Source organism: Leifsonia sp. AG29, from assembly GCF_009765225.1.
GTDB lineage: Bacteria > Actinomycetota > Actinomycetes > Actinomycetales > Microbacteriaceae > Leifsonia.
Genome location: NZ_VMSF01000001.1, coordinates 3,261,592 through 3,277,137, shown reverse-complemented (window position 1 = coordinate 3,277,137; position 15,546 = coordinate 3,261,592). Strand labels below are relative to the sequence as shown.

Annotated in this window: 14 protein-coding genes; 8 read left to right on the top strand and 6 right to left on the bottom strand. The window is 72.0% G+C overall.

The genetic code is table 11. The features are described from left to right. Nucleotides 1–55: 55 nt before the first annotated feature. On the top strand, nt 56–1,408 hold the full coding sequence (locus tag FPT20_RS15720; protein ID WP_158867034.1) for a diguanylate cyclase: 1,353 nt from the start codon (nt 56–58) through the stop codon (nt 1,406–1,408). A gap of 187 nt (nt 1,409–1,595) precedes the next feature. Here the strand turns inward: FPT20_RS15720 and FPT20_RS18140 are convergent, their stop codons facing one another. Beyond that, nucleotides 1,596–1,721, bottom strand: coding sequence for a hypothetical protein (locus FPT20_RS18140; protein ID WP_267902729.1), 126 nt, complete (start codon nt 1,719–1,721; stop codon nt 1,596–1,598). Between the two features lie 107 nt (nt 1,722–1,828). Then, nucleotides 1,829–2,521 (bottom strand): SDR family oxidoreductase, encoded by a 693-nt coding sequence (locus FPT20_RS15715; protein WP_158867033.1) that lies wholly within the window; start codon nt 2,519–2,521, stop codon nt 1,829–1,831. Nucleotides 2,522–2,574: 53 nt separating this feature from the next. Here FPT20_RS15715 and FPT20_RS15710 point away from each other — a divergent pair, with 53 nt between their 5' ends. The 5 genes from FPT20_RS15710 to arfA all read left to right on the top strand — a co-directional run bounded on the left by FPT20_RS15710 (nt 2,575) and on the right by arfA (nt 9,366). Next, the gene (locus FPT20_RS15710) at nt 2,575–3,579 is read left to right on the top strand and encodes a LacI family DNA-binding transcriptional regulator (RefSeq protein WP_158867032.1); all 1,005 of its coding nucleotides are present in this window, start codon (nt 2,575–2,577) and stop codon (nt 3,577–3,579) included. Nucleotides 3,580–3,900: 321 nt separating this feature from the next. Then, nucleotides 3,901–5,544 (top strand): xylulokinase, encoded by a 1,644-nt coding sequence (locus FPT20_RS15705; RefSeq protein ID WP_158867031.1) that lies wholly within the window; start codon nt 3,901–3,903, stop codon nt 5,542–5,544. After that, complete coding sequence (locus FPT20_RS15700; protein ID WP_158867030.1) at nt 5,541–6,230, top strand: L-ribulose-5-phosphate 4-epimerase; 690 nt, start codon at nt 5,541–5,543, stop codon at nt 6,228–6,230. The genes FPT20_RS15705 and FPT20_RS15700 overlap by 4 nt, the downstream gene beginning before the upstream one ends. Nucleotides 6,231–6,244: 14 nt before the next feature. Then, entirely contained in the window at nt 6,245–7,756 is a 1,512-nt protein-coding gene (gene araA / locus FPT20_RS15695; protein WP_158867029.1) for an L-arabinose isomerase, read from the top strand. A 104-nt stretch (nt 7,757–7,860) separates the two neighbouring features. Beyond that, complete coding sequence (arfA, locus tag FPT20_RS15690; RefSeq protein ID WP_158867028.1) at nt 7,861–9,366, top strand: arabinosylfuranosidase ArfA; 1,506 nt, start codon at nt 7,861–7,863, stop codon at nt 9,364–9,366. Between the two features lie 388 nt (nt 9,367–9,754). Here arfA and FPT20_RS15685 read toward each other — a convergent pair whose 3' ends face one another. Further along, nucleotides 9,755–11,317: a molybdopterin-dependent oxidoreductase gene (locus FPT20_RS15685; RefSeq protein WP_158867027.1), complete on the bottom strand. Its 1,563-nt coding sequence runs from the start codon at nt 11,315–11,317 to the stop codon at nt 9,755–9,757. A 149-nt stretch (nt 11,318–11,466) separates the two neighbouring features. Here FPT20_RS15685 and FPT20_RS15680 point away from each other — a divergent pair, with 149 nt between their 5' ends. Beyond that, a complete protein-coding gene (locus FPT20_RS15680) occupies nt 11,467–12,120 on the top strand; it encodes a fasciclin domain-containing protein (RefSeq protein WP_158867026.1) in 654 nt (217 codons plus the stop codon). 128 nt (nt 12,121–12,248) lie between these two features. Next, the gene (locus FPT20_RS15675) at nt 12,249–13,235 is read left to right on the top strand and encodes an NADP-dependent oxidoreductase (protein ID WP_158867025.1); all 987 of its coding nucleotides are present in this window, start codon (nt 12,249–12,251) and stop codon (nt 13,233–13,235) included. Nucleotides 13,236–13,269: 34 nt separating this feature from the next. Here FPT20_RS15675 and FPT20_RS15670 read toward each other — a convergent pair whose 3' ends face one another. From FPT20_RS15670 to FPT20_RS15660, 3 genes are all read right to left on the bottom strand, one after another. Then, nucleotides 13,270–13,539, bottom strand: coding sequence for a hypothetical protein (locus tag FPT20_RS15670; protein ID WP_158867024.1), 270 nt, complete (start codon nt 13,537–13,539; stop codon nt 13,270–13,272). 78 nt (nt 13,540–13,617) lie between these two features. After that, nucleotides 13,618–13,824: a hypothetical protein gene (locus tag FPT20_RS15665; protein ID WP_158867023.1), complete on the bottom strand. Its 207-nt coding sequence runs from the start codon at nt 13,822–13,824 to the stop codon at nt 13,618–13,620. Next, nucleotides 13,821–15,425 carry an MFS transporter gene (locus FPT20_RS15660; RefSeq protein WP_158867021.1) on the bottom strand — a complete coding sequence of 535 codons (1,605 nt, stop codon included), beginning with the start codon at nt 15,423–15,425 and terminating at the stop codon, nt 13,821–13,823. Before FPT20_RS15660 ends, FPT20_RS15665 begins: the two co-directional genes overlap by 4 nt. Nucleotides 15,426–15,546: the final 121 nt, after the last annotated feature.

Here is a 15,546-nt window from a genome sequence, read left to right as displayed (position 1 = left end):
CTCGGCGTTTCGGGGGGCCGGCCCTCCGTCGTCGCCAGGATCTGAAGGAGAACCGGTGGAGTCATTCGCGGCCGACGAACTGCCGGGTGCAGTCGCGCGGCTCGACCGCGGGCGGCGCATCGTCGACGCCAACGCCGTGCTCGAGTCGTGGACCGGACTGACGCTGGACGAGCTCACCGGCAGGACTCTCGCCTCCCTCCTGGTCCCCGGCAGCGCCGACGGCGTCGACGACGGCGTGGCGCGCCTCCTGCACTCGGACGGGTCCCAGCGCGCGGTCATCGAGAGCCACCGCCGAGGGGAGGACGGCGAGATCGTCCTCCTGCTCGATGCCAGCCGCCGGGTGGCCTTCGAGGAGCGGCTGACCCAGACCCGCTCCCTGGAGGAGCGCACCCGCAACCGCCTCGAGCTGATCATCGAGGCCTCCATCGCGTTCGCGGCCGCCACCTCGGAGGGACAGCTCGCCGAGATCCTCGCCACGACGGTCGCGCGTTCGTACCGCGCCGAGCAGTCGGCCGTGTTCCTCCTGAGCGAGCAGGGCACCTTCGAGCAGGTCGCCGGAAGCAACCCCTTCGAGCAGGCCATCGGCAGCCGAGCCCTTCCCGCGCAGGCCGCGATGCTGCGCCGCGTCGTCACCGTCAGCGGTGTGGATCAGGCGGAGACGGTGGCACCCATCCTCGGAGCGGCCATGCGCCAATCGGGCGTGCTCTCGCTGCTCGCCGCGCCGATCCAGCACGACGACGAGCTCTTCGGCGTCTTCGCCTGCTTCTTCTTTCACCCCCGGCAGTTCGACTCCGAAGCGGCGCCGCTCGCGGACGCCCTCGCCGGCCAGGCGGCCCAGACCGTCACCGCGCTGCGGCTGCAGCGGAGACTCGAGCACGCCGCGATGCACGACGAGACGACCGGCCTGCCGAACCGCCGCCTCCTGGAGGCGCAGATGCTCGAGTACGCGCGCACCGCCTCCACAGGCCTGCTCGCCGCGCTCTTCATCGACCTCGACGGGTTCAAGGGCGTGAACGACAACCTCGGCCACCACACCGGTGACGAACTGCTGCGGGAGGTCGCCGCGCGCCTCCAGTCGGCGGTCCGCCAGCAGGACCTCGTCGCCCGCTACGGCGGCGACGAGTTCGTGGTCGTCTGCGAGGTGCCCGACCCGGCCGCCGCGCACGACGTCGCCGAGCGCATCCGGGAGGCGGTCGGCCGGCCCTACGACGGACTCCCCGACGACTTCCCGATCAGCGCGAGCATCGGCGTCTCAGCCGTGCACCCGCTGGAGCACGCCTGGAACCCGGACCGCCTCATCCGCTCCGCCGACCAGGCCATGTACATCGCGAAGAACCTCGGCGGGGACCGCTACGTCGACGCCGCCGAGATCCCCGAGCAGGACCGGCGGCGCGCCAGCGGGAGCTGACGGGGCGCGTCGGTATCGGGCGGTTGCAGCCGGTTATCCACAGGCGCAGGCGCCTCCCGGCTCGGTGAGATGGCACTAGTGGCCCTCTCAGCGGGTGGAAGCGGGGCTGAGGGGGCCAGTGGTGACGTTTCGCGTCGGGTCGCCGCAACGAGGGGGCCGGCGGCGGCGTTTCGTGCGCCCCCGCCCGTCAGCGGTCGTCCGCGCCGCCGCCCGACGCCGTGTCCTCCCCGTCGTCCTCGGGTTCGCTCTGCGGGCCGGAGCCGTCGGGCAGCTCGTCGGCGTCGGGGCGGGCGTCGTCTTCGTGGATGCTCATGTGCTCCTCGTCTCCGCGGCCTCGGCCGGCCGCTGCCCGACACTACGCCCGCGCCTCCGTGAGGGCGAGCGGGGGTCGCGCCTCCTCTTTGGCGCTGCGGTCGCGGGTCACCGCCGCTGCATCGGCCGCACGCTGAGCGACTCCACTGTCCCGGTCGGCGGCAGGTCGACGGCGGTCCGGACAGTGGCCGCGACCATCTCCGCGGTGATCGTGTAGGAGGGGTCGTACTCGTGTCCCTCCCGTGCGACGAGCGCCCGCTGCATGTCGGTGTCGACGCGGCCCGGGTGGATGCTGCTGACCCGGACGCCGTGGGGGCGCTCCTCTTCGCGGAGCGCGTCCGTGAGGGCCCGCAGAGCGAACTTCGAGCCCGCGTAGACACCGCCTCCCGGCCCGCTCGTGAGGCCGGACCCGCTGTTGATGACGACGACGAGACCCTGGGACGCGCGCAGTCCCGGCAGGGCCCGCCGCGTGAGCTCGGCGACGGCGAAGACATTGACCTCGAAGACCCGGCGCCAGGTCTCGAGGTCGGTCGCCTCGATGGTCGACCCGTCCTCGACGCCGGCGGAGTGCACGAGGACGTCGATCCGGTCGGGGAGGGCCGGGACGGTGCCGTCGACCAGCTCCGCGACGAAGGGCTCCGCCGACGGGAGGGAGTCGACGACGCTCTGGACGGCCGCGGCGTCCCGGCCGCCGACGAGGATGTGGTGGGTGCGTCCGAGGTTGGCGGCGATGGCGCGGCCGATCCCGCGCGAGGCCCCGGTGACGAGCGCGACGGGGCGGGGTGCGGTCTCTGCAGGCATGCTCCGACCCTACGCGGCGGCGGCGAGCATCGCGGGCCCTTAGGGTGAGGTGCATGAGCGAACGCCGGTTGCCCGGGGTGCGGGAGGTGGCCGCGGCCGCCGGTGTCTCGCGCCAGACGGTGTCGCGGGTCCTCAACGACCACCCGTCGATCCGCCCCGAGACGCGAGACCGCGTGCTCGCCGCCATGGCGGAGCTGAACTTCCGCCCCAACCGCGCGGCCCGCGCCCTGACCACCGCGCGGTCCGGCACCATCGGCGTGCTCGCGGCGTCCGCCTCCACGCTGTTCGGCCCGGCGTCGAGCGTCGATGCCGTCGAGCTCGCCGCGCGCCAGGCCGGCTACTCGGTGATGGTCGCGCACGCCTCCTCGCCCGACGCCGCCGGCATCGAGGACGCCCTCGGCCACCTCGCCGGTCAGGACGTCGAAGGCGTCGTGGTCATCGCGCCGCAGCAGTGGGTGCGGGACGCGATGTCGGCCGTCTCGGCCAGCGTCCCGTTCGTGACGCTGCACGGGGCCGGAGCCTCCGGCGACGAGGGCCTCTTCGTGGACCAGCTCGAGGGCGCGCGGCTCGCCACCCGGCACCTGCTCGACCTCGGGCATCGCCGGATCCTGCACGTGAGCGGCCCGGGCGACTGGTCGGAGGCGCAAGCGCGGCGGGAGGGATTCCTCGCCGAGATCGCGGCGGCGGGCGCGGCGAGCGTGGTGTCGGGCGACGGCGACTGGACCGCCGCCTCCGGTGCTGTCATCGCCGCCGAGGCGCTCGCCGATTCGTCGATCACCGCCGTCTTCTCGTCGAACGATCAGATGGCGCTCGGCGTCCTGCACGCGGCGCGACAGGCGGGGAGGCGCGTGCCCGAGGATCTCTCGGTGGTCGGGTTCGACGACATCCCGGAGGCGGCGTATTTCGCGCCTCCCCTCACCACCGTGCGGCAGGACTTCGCGGAACTCGGCCGGCGCGGGGTGGCCCGGCTGCTCGCGGTCATCCGGGGCGAGGACCTCGCTTTCGACGCGCCCGTCGCCCCCCGTCTCATCGTGCGCGAGTCGACCCGGCCGCTCTGACGCTGGCGTGCGTCCGACGGCCGCGTCCCGGTGCTGACCGACCGCGCCTTCACGAGGTGCTCGCAGGTGCGCGCGACACGCCGTGCGGAGCAGCAACAACGAGCACCTCGACGGGAGGGGCGCCCGCCCGCACCGACGGCCCCGCACGAGGTGCTCGCAGGTGCGTGCGACACGCCGTACGCGGCAGCAACAACGAGCACCTCGACGGGAGGGGCGCCCGCCCGCACCGACGGTCCCGGCCGCCCCGGCTTGTGCGCGGCCCGATGTTCGCCTAGCCTGGTCCCGACGTAATGTGACCGGTCACAAAGAGGTGAGTTTCTCGTGAGCACGACCCCGCCGAGCGGCGACCCCGCCGCCTCCCGCCACCGCGACGCCGTCGCGGAGGGGCGCACCGCCCTCGGCGTCGAGTTCGGCTCGACGCGCATCAAGGCGTGCCTCGTCGACGCCGACGACCCGGCCACCGTGCTGGCCGTGGGGGCGCACGAGTGGGAGAACGAGTTCGTCGACCGCCGGTGGACGTACGCGCTCGATGACGTTTGGTCCGGGCTGCAGTCCGCCGTGGCCGAGCTGATCGCCGACGCCGAGGACCGCCACGGGGTGCGACCCGCCGCGTTCGGCTCGATCGGCATCTCCGCGATGATGCACGGATACCTGGCGTTCGACGAGCAGGGCGACCTCCTCGTCCCGTTCCGCACGTGGCGCAACACGTCGACCGGGCGCGCCTCTGCGGAGCTCAGCGAACTGTTCGGCGTCAACATCCCGCTCCGCTGGTCCGTGGCGCACCTCCGTCAGGCCGTCCTCGACGCCGAGCCGCACGTGCCGCGGATCGCGCACGTCACCACCCTCGCCGGTTACGTCCATCGCTCACTCACGGGACGATCCGTGCTCGGCGTGGGCGACGCCTCCGGCATGTTCCCGATCGACCCGGCGACGCGTGACTACGACGAGGCACTTCTCAAGCGCTTCGACGAGCGCACGGCGGGCGCTCTCCCGCCGCTCCGCTCCCTGCTGCCCGAGGTGCTCGTCGCCGGGCAGGCCGCGGGCAGCCTCACGGCGGAGGGTGCGCTCCTCCTCGACCCGACCGGCGGCATCGCCCCCGGCGCTGTGTTCTGCCCGCCCGAGGGCGACGCCGGAACCGGGATGGTCGCGACCGACTCCGTGGCTCCGCGCACCGGCAACGTGAGCGCCGGCACCAGCATCTTCGCGATGGTCGTGCTCGAGGGGCCGCTCGCCTCAGCGCATGAGGAGCTCGACCTCGTCACCACGCCGGCGGGCGACCCGGTCGCGATGGTCCACTGCAACAACGGAGCCAGCGAACTCGCTGCGTGGTCGGGGCTGTTCGCGCGCTTCGCCGCTCTCGCCGGGTCGCCGCTCGACGCGGACGCCGTCTACGAGGCCCTGTTCCGGGAGGCGCTCGACGGCCGCCCCGACGCGGGCGGCATCGTCGCCTACAACCACCTCGCGGGCGAGCCCATCGCCGGCCTGCCCGAGGGGCGCCCGCTGGTCGTGCGTTCGCCCGGCGGCCGGTTCACTCTGGGCGACTTCGTCCGCGCCCAGCTCTACGGCGTGTTCGGCACGCTCGCCCTCGGCATGCGCGTGCTCGACCGCGAGGGCGTCCGGCTCGACCGGATGCTCGCCCACGGCGGCATGTTCCGGACAGCGGGTGTCGCGCAGCGGTTCCTCGCGGGCGCCCTCGACGCACCGGTCTCGGTGGCCGAGACGGCGTCCGAGGGAGGCGCCTGGGGCATAGCGGTGCTCGCCTCCTATCTGGCGGCCGCCTCCGACGGGCAGACGCTCGCCGACTACCTGAGGCTGCGCGTGTTCGGGGGCTTCGCCTTCGACACCGTCACGCCGCACCCCGACGACGTGGCCGGTTTCGCCGCGTACCTGGAGCGCTATCACGCGGGCCTCGCCGTCGAGCGGGCCGCCGTGGAGGCACTCCCCCTGGAAGGAGGCAGCCGTTGAGCACCCTGATCGAGTCCGCCGCCGTCGCGTCCGTCCGCCGCAGCGTCGCCTCGCTGCACGCCGAGCTGGTGCGCTACGGGCTCGTTGTCTGGACCGGTGGCAACGTCTCGGGCCGCGTGCCCGGCGAGGACCTCTTCGTCATCAAGCCGAGCGGCGTCGACTACGACGACTTGACGCCCGAGAACATGATCCTCTGCACGCTCGACGGGGAGGTGGTGCCCGGCTCGGCGGGCAGCGAGCGCTCCCCTTCCTCGGACACCGCCGCGCACGCCTACGTGTACCGCACCATGCCGGAGGTGGGAGGCGTCGTCCACACGCACTCGACGTACGCGACCGCCTGGGCGGCCCGCGCCGAGGCGATCCCGTGCGTCATCACGGCGATGGCGGACGAGTTCGGCGGCGACATCCCGGTCGGACCGTTCGCGATCATCGGAGACGACTCGATCGGCCGCGGCATCGTCGCGACGCTCGCCGGGCACCGGAGCCGGGCCGTGCTCATGCAGAACCACGGCGTCTTCACCATCGGCAAGGATGCGCGCGACGCCGTCAAGGCCGCCGTCATGGCCGAGGACGTCGCCCGCACGGTCCACATCGCGCGGGAGGCCGGGCCGCTCGTCCCGATCCCGCAGGAGGCGATCGATCGTCTCTACGACCGCTACCAGAACGTCTACGGACAGAACTCCTGAAGGGACCCCGACCGATGCCGAAGCTCACCACCTCCCTAGACGCCTACGAGGTGTGGTTCCTCACGGGCAGCCAGCACCTGTACGGCCCGGAGACGCTCGCCCAGGTGGCCGCCCAGTCCCGTGCCATCTCGGACGAGCTCGGCGCGGCCGTCCCGGTCCGGGTCGTCTGGAAGCCGGTCCTGACCGACTCGGACGCGATCCGACGGATCGCCCTCGAGGCCAACGCCGACGACCGCGTGATCGGACTCGTCGCGTGGATGCACACCTTCAGCCCGGCCAAGATGTGGATCGCCGGGCTCGACGCGCTGCAGAAGCCGCTGCTGCACCTCCACACGCAGGCGAACGTCGAGCTGCCGTGGGGCGAGATCGACTTCGACTTCATGAACCTCAACCAGGCCGCGCACGGTGATCGCGAGTTCGGTTACATCCAGACCCGGCTCGCGGTGCCCCGCACGACGGTCGTCGGGCATGTCAGCAACCCGGCGGTGACCTCGCGTGTCGCGACCTGGATGCGCGCCGCCGCCGGCTGGGCGGCGACCCGCTCTCTCAAGCTCGCGCGCTTCGGCGACAACATGCGCTTCGTCGCGGTGACCGAGGGCGACAAGACCGAGGCCGAGCTGGTCTTCGGCGTGCAGGTCAACACGTGGGGCGTCAACGAGCTCGCCGATGCCGTGGCCGCAGCCGGCGACTCCGACGTCGATGCGCTGGTCGCCGAGTACGAGGAGCTCTACGACGTCGTGCCCGAGCTCCGCCGGGGCGGAGAGCGCCACCAGTCCCTGCGCGACGGCGCGGCGATCGAGCTCGGGCTGCGCTCCTTCCTCGAGGAGGGAGGCTTCGGAGCCTTCACCACGAGCTTCGAAGACCTCGGCGCGCTCACCCAGCTGCCCGGTCTCGCGGTCCAGCGACTCATGGCCGAGGGCTACGGCTTCGGCGCCGAGGGCGACTGGAAGACGGCGATCCTGGTGCGGGCCGCGAACGTGATGGGCGCGGGGCTGCCGGGAGGCGCCTCCCTCATGGAGGACTACACGTACGACCTGACGCCCGGCGACGAGCGGATCCTCGGGGCGCACATGCTGGAGGTGTCCCCCTCCCTCTCGACCGCCCGCCCGACCCTCGAGGTGCACCCGCTCGGCATCGGCGGCAAGGACGACCCCGTGCGGCTCGTCTTCACGGCCGACCCGGGCCCGGCGGTCGTCGTCGCCCTCTCGGACATGCGCGACCGGTTCCGGCTCGTCGCCAACGTCGTGGAGGTGGTCGAGCCGACCGCGCCCCTCCCCAAGCTCCCGGTGGGCCGGGCCGTGTGGAAGCCGGCGCCCGACTTCACCACCTCCGCGACCGCGTGGCTCGAGGCGGGTGCCGCGCACCACACCGTCATGAGCACTGCGGTGGGCGTGGAGGCGTTCGCCGACTTCGCGCGGATCGCACGCACCGAGCTGCTCGTCATCGACGAGTCGACCACGCTGCGCGGGTTCGAGCGCGAGCTGGACTGGAACGCGGCCTACTATCGGCTCGCCCGCGGAATCTGATCCGCTCTCTTCCTGGCCGCCGGTTGTCATCGGTGCCGGCGGTCAGGAGCCCAACCCCGTGATCCGGCCCGGGCGGCCGGGCCCGCACGCACAGAAGGAAACGCATGGCTGACAGCACGATCGCCCTCGACCGCTCGGCGCGGGTGGCGCCCATCGACCGAAGGATCTTCGGCTCGTTCGTGGAGCACCTCGGCCGCTGCGTCTACGACGGCATCTACGAGCCCGGGCACCCGACCGCGAACGAGGACGGATTCCGCCTCGACGTGGTCGAGCTGGTGCGCGAACTCGGCGCGACGACGATCCGCTACCCGGGCGGCAACTTCGTGTCCGCGTTCCGGTGGGAGGACTCGGTCGGCCCGCGCGACCGGCGCCCGGTGCGCCGCGACCTCGCCTGGCACTCGCTCGAGACTAACCAGGTGGGCCTCGACGAGTTCGCCCGCTTCCTGAAGCTGACCGGTTCGGAGCTCATGCTCGCGGTCAACCTCGGCACGCGCGGCATCCAGGAGGCGCTGGACCTGCTCGAGTACGCCAACCACCCGTCCGGCACGGCCCTGAGCGACTGGCGCATCGCGAACGGCACGCCGGAGCCGCACGACGTGCGGATGTGGTGCCTCGGCAACGAGATGGACGGCCCCTGGCAGACCGGCTACATGACCGCCGACGACTACGGCAAGCTCGCGGCCCGCACCGCGCAGGCGATGAAGACCGCCGACCGCCACCTCGAGCTCGTGGTCTGCGGCTCCTCCGGGTCGGGCATGCCGACGTTCGGCGAGTGGGAGCGGATCGTCCTCGAGCACGCCTACGAGCACGTCGACTTCATCTCCGCCCACGCCTACTACCAGGAGCGCGGCCGCGACCTCGGGTCGTTCCTCGCCTCGTCGCTCGACATGCAGTACTTCATCGACACGGTCGTCTCCACGGCCGACCACGTCGGCAACCGCCTGAAGAACCGCAAGAAGATCAACATCTCGTTCGACGAGTGGAACATCTGGTACCTCGACGAGCACATGGCCGCCGAGAAGCCGGTCGACGAGTGGAGGTACGCCCCGCGCCTCATCGAGGACGTCTACACGGTCGCCGACGCCGTCGTGCTCGGCAACCTGCTGATCACCCTGCTGAAGAACCACGACCGGGTGCGCAGCGCCTCCCTCGCCCAGCTCGTCAACGTGATCGCGCCGATCATGACCGAGCCGGGAGGCGCGGCCTGGCGGCAGACGACGTTCTTCCCGTTCTCGGTCACGAGCCGGCTGGCGCGCGGGGAGGTGCTCCGCCCCTCCATCAGGACCGGCAGCTACGACACGGCGGTGCACGGGGAGGCGGCGCTCGTCGACGCGGTCGCGACGTTCGACGAGGCGGACGGCTCGGCGGCGCTGTTCGTCGTGAACCGGAGCCTCACCGAGACGCAGACCGTGGAGGTGGACGTGCGCGATCTGGGCGTCACCCGGGTCGCGGAGGCGCTCTCGCTCTGGGATGACGACGTCTACGCGAAGAACACGCTGCAGGACCAGAACCGCGTCGGCCTGCGCCCGACCCCGCGCGCCTCCCTCGCCGATGGGACGCTCACGCTGGAGCTGCCACCGGTCTCGTGGACGGCGGTCGCGCTGGGCTGACGGCGGCGCCGCCGGGGCTGCGGCCGCCGTAGCCGCCTCGCCGTGCGCTAACGGAGGATTTTCGTTGCGGCCGGCGGCCGAGTCTCCTCCGTTGTGCGCGACACGCCGCGCGCAGTCGCCCGTCCTCCTCCCTCCGGTCCGGTGCCACGTCGACCGACCCGCCTGGAGTGCCGCGCCGCCCCGGCTCACTCCCGCGCCCGGCCGCCCCCGCGCCCGGCCGCCCCCCCCGCGCCCGGCCGCCCGCGCGCCCGGCCGCCCCCCCCGCGCCCGGCCGCCCCCCGCGCCCTGAAGGGAAAGGAGGAATTTCCCGGTGACACGCCGGGGGCGGGCGTGAACGGAGGAGGATGAGGCCGCCAGCATCACGATCCTCCTCCCTGGGAACCGCCCCTCACTCCACCCGCACCAACGTCGACTGCCACCCGGTCGATCCATCGGGGGCGATCGCGGTGCGCTTCTGCTCCTGGAGACGGCCGGCGAGGTCCGTCGCCCGCACACTGAGCGTGTGACTGCCCGTCGTGGCGTTCCACGGCAGCGACCACTGCACCCAGGTGTCCTTGCCGATCGGGGTCGAGAGCGCGGCCTGCTGCCACTCTCCGCCGTCGATCTGCACCTCCACCTTGCCGATGCCGACGGTCTGCGCCCACGCGACGCCGGCGATGACGGCCTGCCCGGCGGGGATCGCCTTGTCGAGCCGCGGGGTGTCGATGCGGCTGGAGAGCTTGATGGGCGCCTTGGCGCTGTAGCCGCGCGGTGTCCAGTAGGCCTGGTCGGCCGCGTACGTCGTGACTTTCAGCTCGGTCAGCCACTTGGTGGCGGAGACGTACCCGTACAGACCGGGCACCACCATCCGCACAGGGAAGCCGTGCTCGAGCGGCAGGGGCTCCCCGTTCATGCCGACCGCGAGGATGGCGTCGCGGCCCGAGTCGGTCAGCGCCTCCAGCGGCGAGCTCGCCGTGAAGCCGTCGATGCTCCTCGAGAGCACCATGTCGGCCCCGCGGCGCGGCCGGGCGCGGGCGAGCAGCTCGCGCACCGGGACGCCGAGCCAGCGCGCGTTGCCCACGAGGTTCCCCCCGACCTGGTTCGACACGCAGGTCAGCGTGATGGCGTACTCGCGGAGTCCCATCGCGAGCAGCTGGTCGAACGTGATCTCGACCCGCTTCTCGACCATCCCGTCGATGACGAGCCGCCAGGTGGCCGGATCGATCGACGGGACGCTCAGCGCGGTGTCGACCCGGTAGAAGTCGGCATTCGGGGTGAAGAGGGGCGACAGTCCGGGGATGCGCAGGTCGGCCCCCGCGGGTACGGCGACGCGGTTCTGAGGGGAGGGGAGGCGCAGCGCCTTCCGGATCGCCGCGACGGACGAGCTCGCCGACGAGAGAGCACGCGACCCGACGCCCACGAGGAGGGACAGCGCCGCGGCGCTTCCGGTGAGCAGGAGGAACGTGCGGCGGTCGGGCCGAGCGTCGCCTCCCCGTGTCTGATCGGCGCGCCAGAGCTTGAGGCGACCGATCAGCAGCCACAGCGCTCCGGCACCCAGCAGGGCACCGACGGTCGGCGGGAGGAAGGCCAGGCCGCTCGCGCCCGCCCGCGTGACCGCCGCGGCGATGGCAGCGATGCCGGCGACGCCGAACAGCGCAACACCCGCCCAGCGGAAGCGCAGCTCAAGGAGCCCGGCGATCGCGGCGGCTGCGAAAGCGGCCACCGCCACCGTCGTCAGCAGGAACAGCTTGTCGTTCGAGCCGAACAGCTCGATGGCGAGCTCCTTCGCCCAGCGCGGGACGATGTCGATCACGAACGATCCGACCGCGATGAGGGGGTCCGATTCCCGTGCGACGAGGAGCGCGACCAGCTCGGCTGAGGCGAGGAAGATCCCGCCGCTGACGACACCGGCGATCGCCGCCCACAGCGCGGCCATCCGCCGGCCGGGTGTTCTCGTTGCGCGTCCGCTCATGCCGACTCTTCGTCGCGCGGGGCCGCGCCGGATTGGACCGAGCGTATTTCCGTCGGTTCCAATCCGTTCCGCCGACCATGCCGAACCACCGATGACGGCCGCTCCTGGCGGCTGAAAGATCTGCAGTCATCCCTCGAAGGAGAAGAACCATGCGATCCACCACCCGCCTCGCCGCGGCCGGCCTCCTCGCCGCCGCCGCCCTCGCGCTGACCGCCTGCTCGTCCGGCGCCGGCTCGGCCACCTCGACCGACACGGGCATGAGCTCGTCGAAGCCGTCCGCGTCCGCCACCATGGACCCGGCCGCGGACCTCGTCGGCCCCGGCTGCGCCGCCTACGCCAAGCAGGTGCCGTCGGGCTCCGGCTCGGTCGCCGGCATGGCCCAGGACCCGGTCGCCACCGCCGCGAGCAACAACCCCCTCCTCACCACCCTCGTCGCAGCGGTCTCGGGCAAGCTGAACCCGAAGGTCAACCTGGTCGACACCCTGAACGGCAGCGAGTTCACGGTCTTCGCGCCGGTGGACGACGCCTTCAAGAAGATCGACCCGGCGACCATCGACACGCTGAAGACCGACGCGGGCGCCGACACGCTCACGAAGATCCTCACGTACCACGTCGTCCCCGGCCAGATCTCGCCGAAGGACATCGTCGGCGACCACAAGACGGTCGAGGGCGGGACGGTCACGGTCACCGGTTCGGGCGACAACCTCAAGGTGAACGACGCCAACGTCATCTGCGGCGGCGTGCACACGGCCAACGCGACCGTGTACCTGATCGACTCGGTGCTGATGCCTCCGGCGAACTAAGCCACCTCTCCACTGCTCGAAGCGGCTCGGCCTCCTCGGCCGGGCCGCTTCGAGTTTCCGCGGATCGACCACTTCCCAGGTGGGTGATCGCTAGCTAAGCTAGTAAAAAGCCGAGCAAGGGACCAGCGATGGCAAAGACGCATGACCAGACCCTGGTGGTCGAGTACGACGAGGCGGGCGACGAGAGCGTCCTTCAGGCGCGGGTCCGCCCGCTGGCCCCTCCCGGACCGGGGGAGGTGCTGGTCCAGGTGGTCGCGGCCGGCATCAATCACATCGACGGCTTCATCCGCTCCGGACGGGAGGCGACCTGGGCCGACGAACCGTTCCCGCGCGGTTCCGGGAGCGACTTCGCCGGGATCGTCGTTTCGGTGGGCGACAAGGCCTTCCCGTCGGGGACCGAGGTGATCGGCCATGTCCGCGCCGGAGCCCAGGCCGAGTACCTCGTGGTGCCCACGACCCACCTCGTGCGGAAGCCGAAGGACGTCACGTGGGAGATCGCGGGCGGCCTCTACCTCGCGGGCGCGACGGCTCTCGCCACGCTCGACGAACTGCGTGTCGGTGCCGGCGACACCGTGGTCGTCTCCGCGGCGGCCGGGGGCGTCGGCAGCATCGAGGCGCAACTCGCCCGGCACGCGGGCGCCCGGGTGATCGGGACGTGCGGCGACCGCAACTTCGACTATCTGCGGCAGGTCGGCATCAAGCCGGTCCGGTACGGCGAGGGCATCGCCGATCGCATCCGCGAGGTCGCGCCGGACGGCGTCACCTGCTTCATCGACAACTTCGGGCAGGACGGCCGCGAGCTCGCCGCCGAGCTCGGGGTGCCGCAGGCGCGGTACCGCTCCAGCGACGACCGCCGGCTGACCGAGCTGGCCCTGCTGCAGGACGACCCGGACTCGGTCGCCCGCGGCACCGACCTCCTCGCCCGCGTCGCCGAACTCGCCGGGCGACGGGCGTTCACCCTGCTGATCTCGGGCTTCTACCCGCTCGCGGACGTCGCGTACGCGTACGACGACCTCCGGCGCCTCCACTCGCGGGGCAAGATCGTCCTCGGCACGCGACCCGTCACGACCTACTGGACGCTCAAGGCGCGCGACGTGCAGGAGGCGGGCGCCTGAGCCCGCGACCGGGCGAGAGAGTGCGCTCGACCGGTCAGATGCCGAACTCGTCGAAGTCGTCGACGGCAGGGAATGCGGTCTCGATCGTGGAGGCGCCCGCGACGGGCTCCTCCTCGTCGGGCATCGACTCGATGAGGATGCGCGTCCCGGGCATGATGAGCGCGTCGACGTCTCCCGACGCCGACGCGAACCGGACGAAGTCGCCGCCGGCCTGAGCGGCCTCGACGATCAGTCGCTTGGTCGTCTCGATGTCTTCCCGGGGGACCAGTCTCCTGCCCCCGAAATCAACGAAATATCGCGCCATGGTCGGTCTCTCTGTTTCTTATCGCCCCGCGAATATTACGCCAGGCTAGCTAGTAACGGGGCGATCCCTGTGCTTTTCTCAGGAATGGGAACCGGTGTCGGCCGTGCCCTCCGCCGCCAACCTCCTGACGTAGCGCAGCACGATGCGCCGCTGACCCTCGCTCAGAGAGGCGACGGCCGCCTGCAGCTCCTCGGCGCTGGGCTCCCGCTCGAGCTCGAGGTAGGCCTCCGCCTCGTGGGTCAACTCGTGGGAACTCCGCTCGTGCGTCCGGTCGCCCCGGGTCACCGGGCGACCTCCGCCGGAACCGCCTCCTCGCGCCGGGTGCGCGCGTCGCCCAGCGAGAAGGTGGCCGCGAGGCCCACGACGAGGAAGCCGGCCGCAGCGAACGCCGCCCAGCGGGTGCCGTCGCTGAAGGCCTGCTTGGCGTCGGCCGCGAGGGGCGCCGTCTGGGGATTCTTCTCGAGGCCGGCGATCGCCGCGCCCGAGCTGTCGACGACGGCGGAGACGATCTGGTCGCGCTGCGCGGCGGGGACGCCTCGAGCGTCGAGGCTCGCATCGAGGACCGCCGTCGCGGAGCCGAACAGGACGGTTCCGAGCACCGCGATCCCGAGCGCCGAGCCGATCTGACGCGCGGTGCTCTGGGTGCCGGAGCCCTGGCCGCTGCGGTCCACCGGGACGTCCTTCAGGACGACGCCCGTCAGCTGAGCGGTCGCGAGGCCCACCCCGAAGCCGTACACGAACAGGAAGGGGAGCAGGATCGGCCAGGTCGTCGTCGGGGTGATGACGAGCCCGAGGCCCGCCACGCCGACGATCTCGGCCGCGAGCCCGACGCGCACGATGGTGACCGGGGGGATGCGGTTGCCGAACGCCCCCGCGAACCCGCTGGCGACGAACGAGCCGATCGCCAGGGCGAGCAGGATGAGGCCGGTGTCGAGCGCGCTGTAGCCGAGCACGTTCTGCAGCCAGATCGGCAGCGCGAGGATGATGCCGAACTCGCCGAGCGAGACGATCATGGCGGCGGCGTTCCCGTTGCGGAAGGAGGGGATCCGGAAGAGGTCGAGGGCGAGCATCGTGCTCTTGCCCGCGTGGAGGCGCGCGCGGCCGCGCAGGACGAACAGGACGCCCCCGATGATCGCCACGGCGAAGGCGATCGGGATCGGCGAGAGGGCTAACGGCCAGGTCCAGCCCCCGAGCTGCGGCCGCTTGTCCACCAGCCACCAGCCGTAGGTGCGGCCCTCGATGAGCGCGAACACCAGGGAGGCGGAGGTGATCACCGAGAGGAGCGCGCCGACCCAGTCCACGCCTCCCGAACCCGACGTGTCCCGGGACTCGGAGACGGTCAGCAGCACGCCGATCACGATGACGATCCCGAGCGGGATGTTGATGCCGAAGGCCCAGCGCCACGAGAAGGAGGTGGTGAGCCAGCCGCCGAGGAGCGGGCCGAGCGCGGTCATGCCGCCGATCGTCGAGCCCCAGACGGCGAAGGCGATCGCGCGGTCCTTGCCGCGGAATGTCGCGTTGATGATCGACAGGGTCGTCGGCAGGATGAGCGCGCCTCCGACGCCCTGCACGAGGCGGGCGCCGATCAGGAAGGCGCCGTTCGGGGCGAGGGCCGCCGCGATCGACGAAAGCGTGAAGATCGTGACGCCGACGAGGAGCGCGCGGCGCCTCCCGTAGCGGTCGGCCAGCGTCCCGAACACGAGGAGCAGGGCGGCGAAGACCAGCGTGTACGACTCCTGCACCCACTGCACACCGGTGGAGTCGATGCCGAGGTCGTCGACGATCGACGGGATGGCCACGTTGACGATCGTCGAGTCGACGATGATCAGCGCCACCGCGATGCTGATGAAGACGAGCCCGGCCCAGCGCCGGCGATCCTCGGACATATGACTTGCTCCGCTTATAGTCAGCCTGCTTACGAATGCGAGGGTAGCACCTCCCGCCCCCCGGCGCGCAAGGGGTTGGGCGGCGCCCGCGTCAGGGGGATCGTGGGTGCGGTCGGGCCGC

Coding starts and splice junctions, on each gene's coding strand:
- FPT20_RS18140 (WP_267902729.1), bottom strand. CDS start 1,721: ATGAGCATCCACGAAGACGACGCCCGCCCCGACGCCGACGAGCTGCCC.
- FPT20_RS15715 (WP_158867033.1), bottom strand. CDS start 2,521: ATGCCTGCAGAGACCGCACCCCGCCCCGTCGCGCTCGTCACCGGGGCC.
- FPT20_RS15710 (WP_158867032.1), top strand. CDS start 2,575: ATGAGCGAACGCCGGTTGCCCGGGGTGCGGGAGGTGGCCGCGGCCGCC.
- araA (WP_158867029.1), top strand. CDS start 6,245: ATGCCGAAGCTCACCACCTCCCTAGACGCCTACGAGGTGTGGTTCCTC.
- arfA (WP_158867028.1), top strand. CDS start 7,861: ATGGCTGACAGCACGATCGCCCTCGACCGCTCGGCGCGGGTGGCGCCC.
- FPT20_RS15685 (WP_158867027.1), bottom strand. CDS start 11,317: ATGAGCGGACGCGCAACGAGAACACCCGGCCGGCGGATGGCCGCGCTG.
- FPT20_RS15680 (WP_158867026.1), top strand. CDS start 11,467: ATGCGATCCACCACCCGCCTCGCCGCGGCCGGCCTCCTCGCCGCCGCC.
- FPT20_RS15675 (WP_158867025.1), top strand. CDS start 12,249: ATGGCAAAGACGCATGACCAGACCCTGGTGGTCGAGTACGACGAGGCG.
- FPT20_RS15670 (WP_158867024.1), bottom strand. CDS start 13,539: ATGGCGCGATATTTCGTTGATTTCGGGGGCAGGAGACTGGTCCCCCGG.
- FPT20_RS15660 (WP_158867021.1), bottom strand. CDS start 15,425: ATGTCCGAGGATCGCCGGCGCTGGGCCGGGCTCGTCTTCATCAGCATC.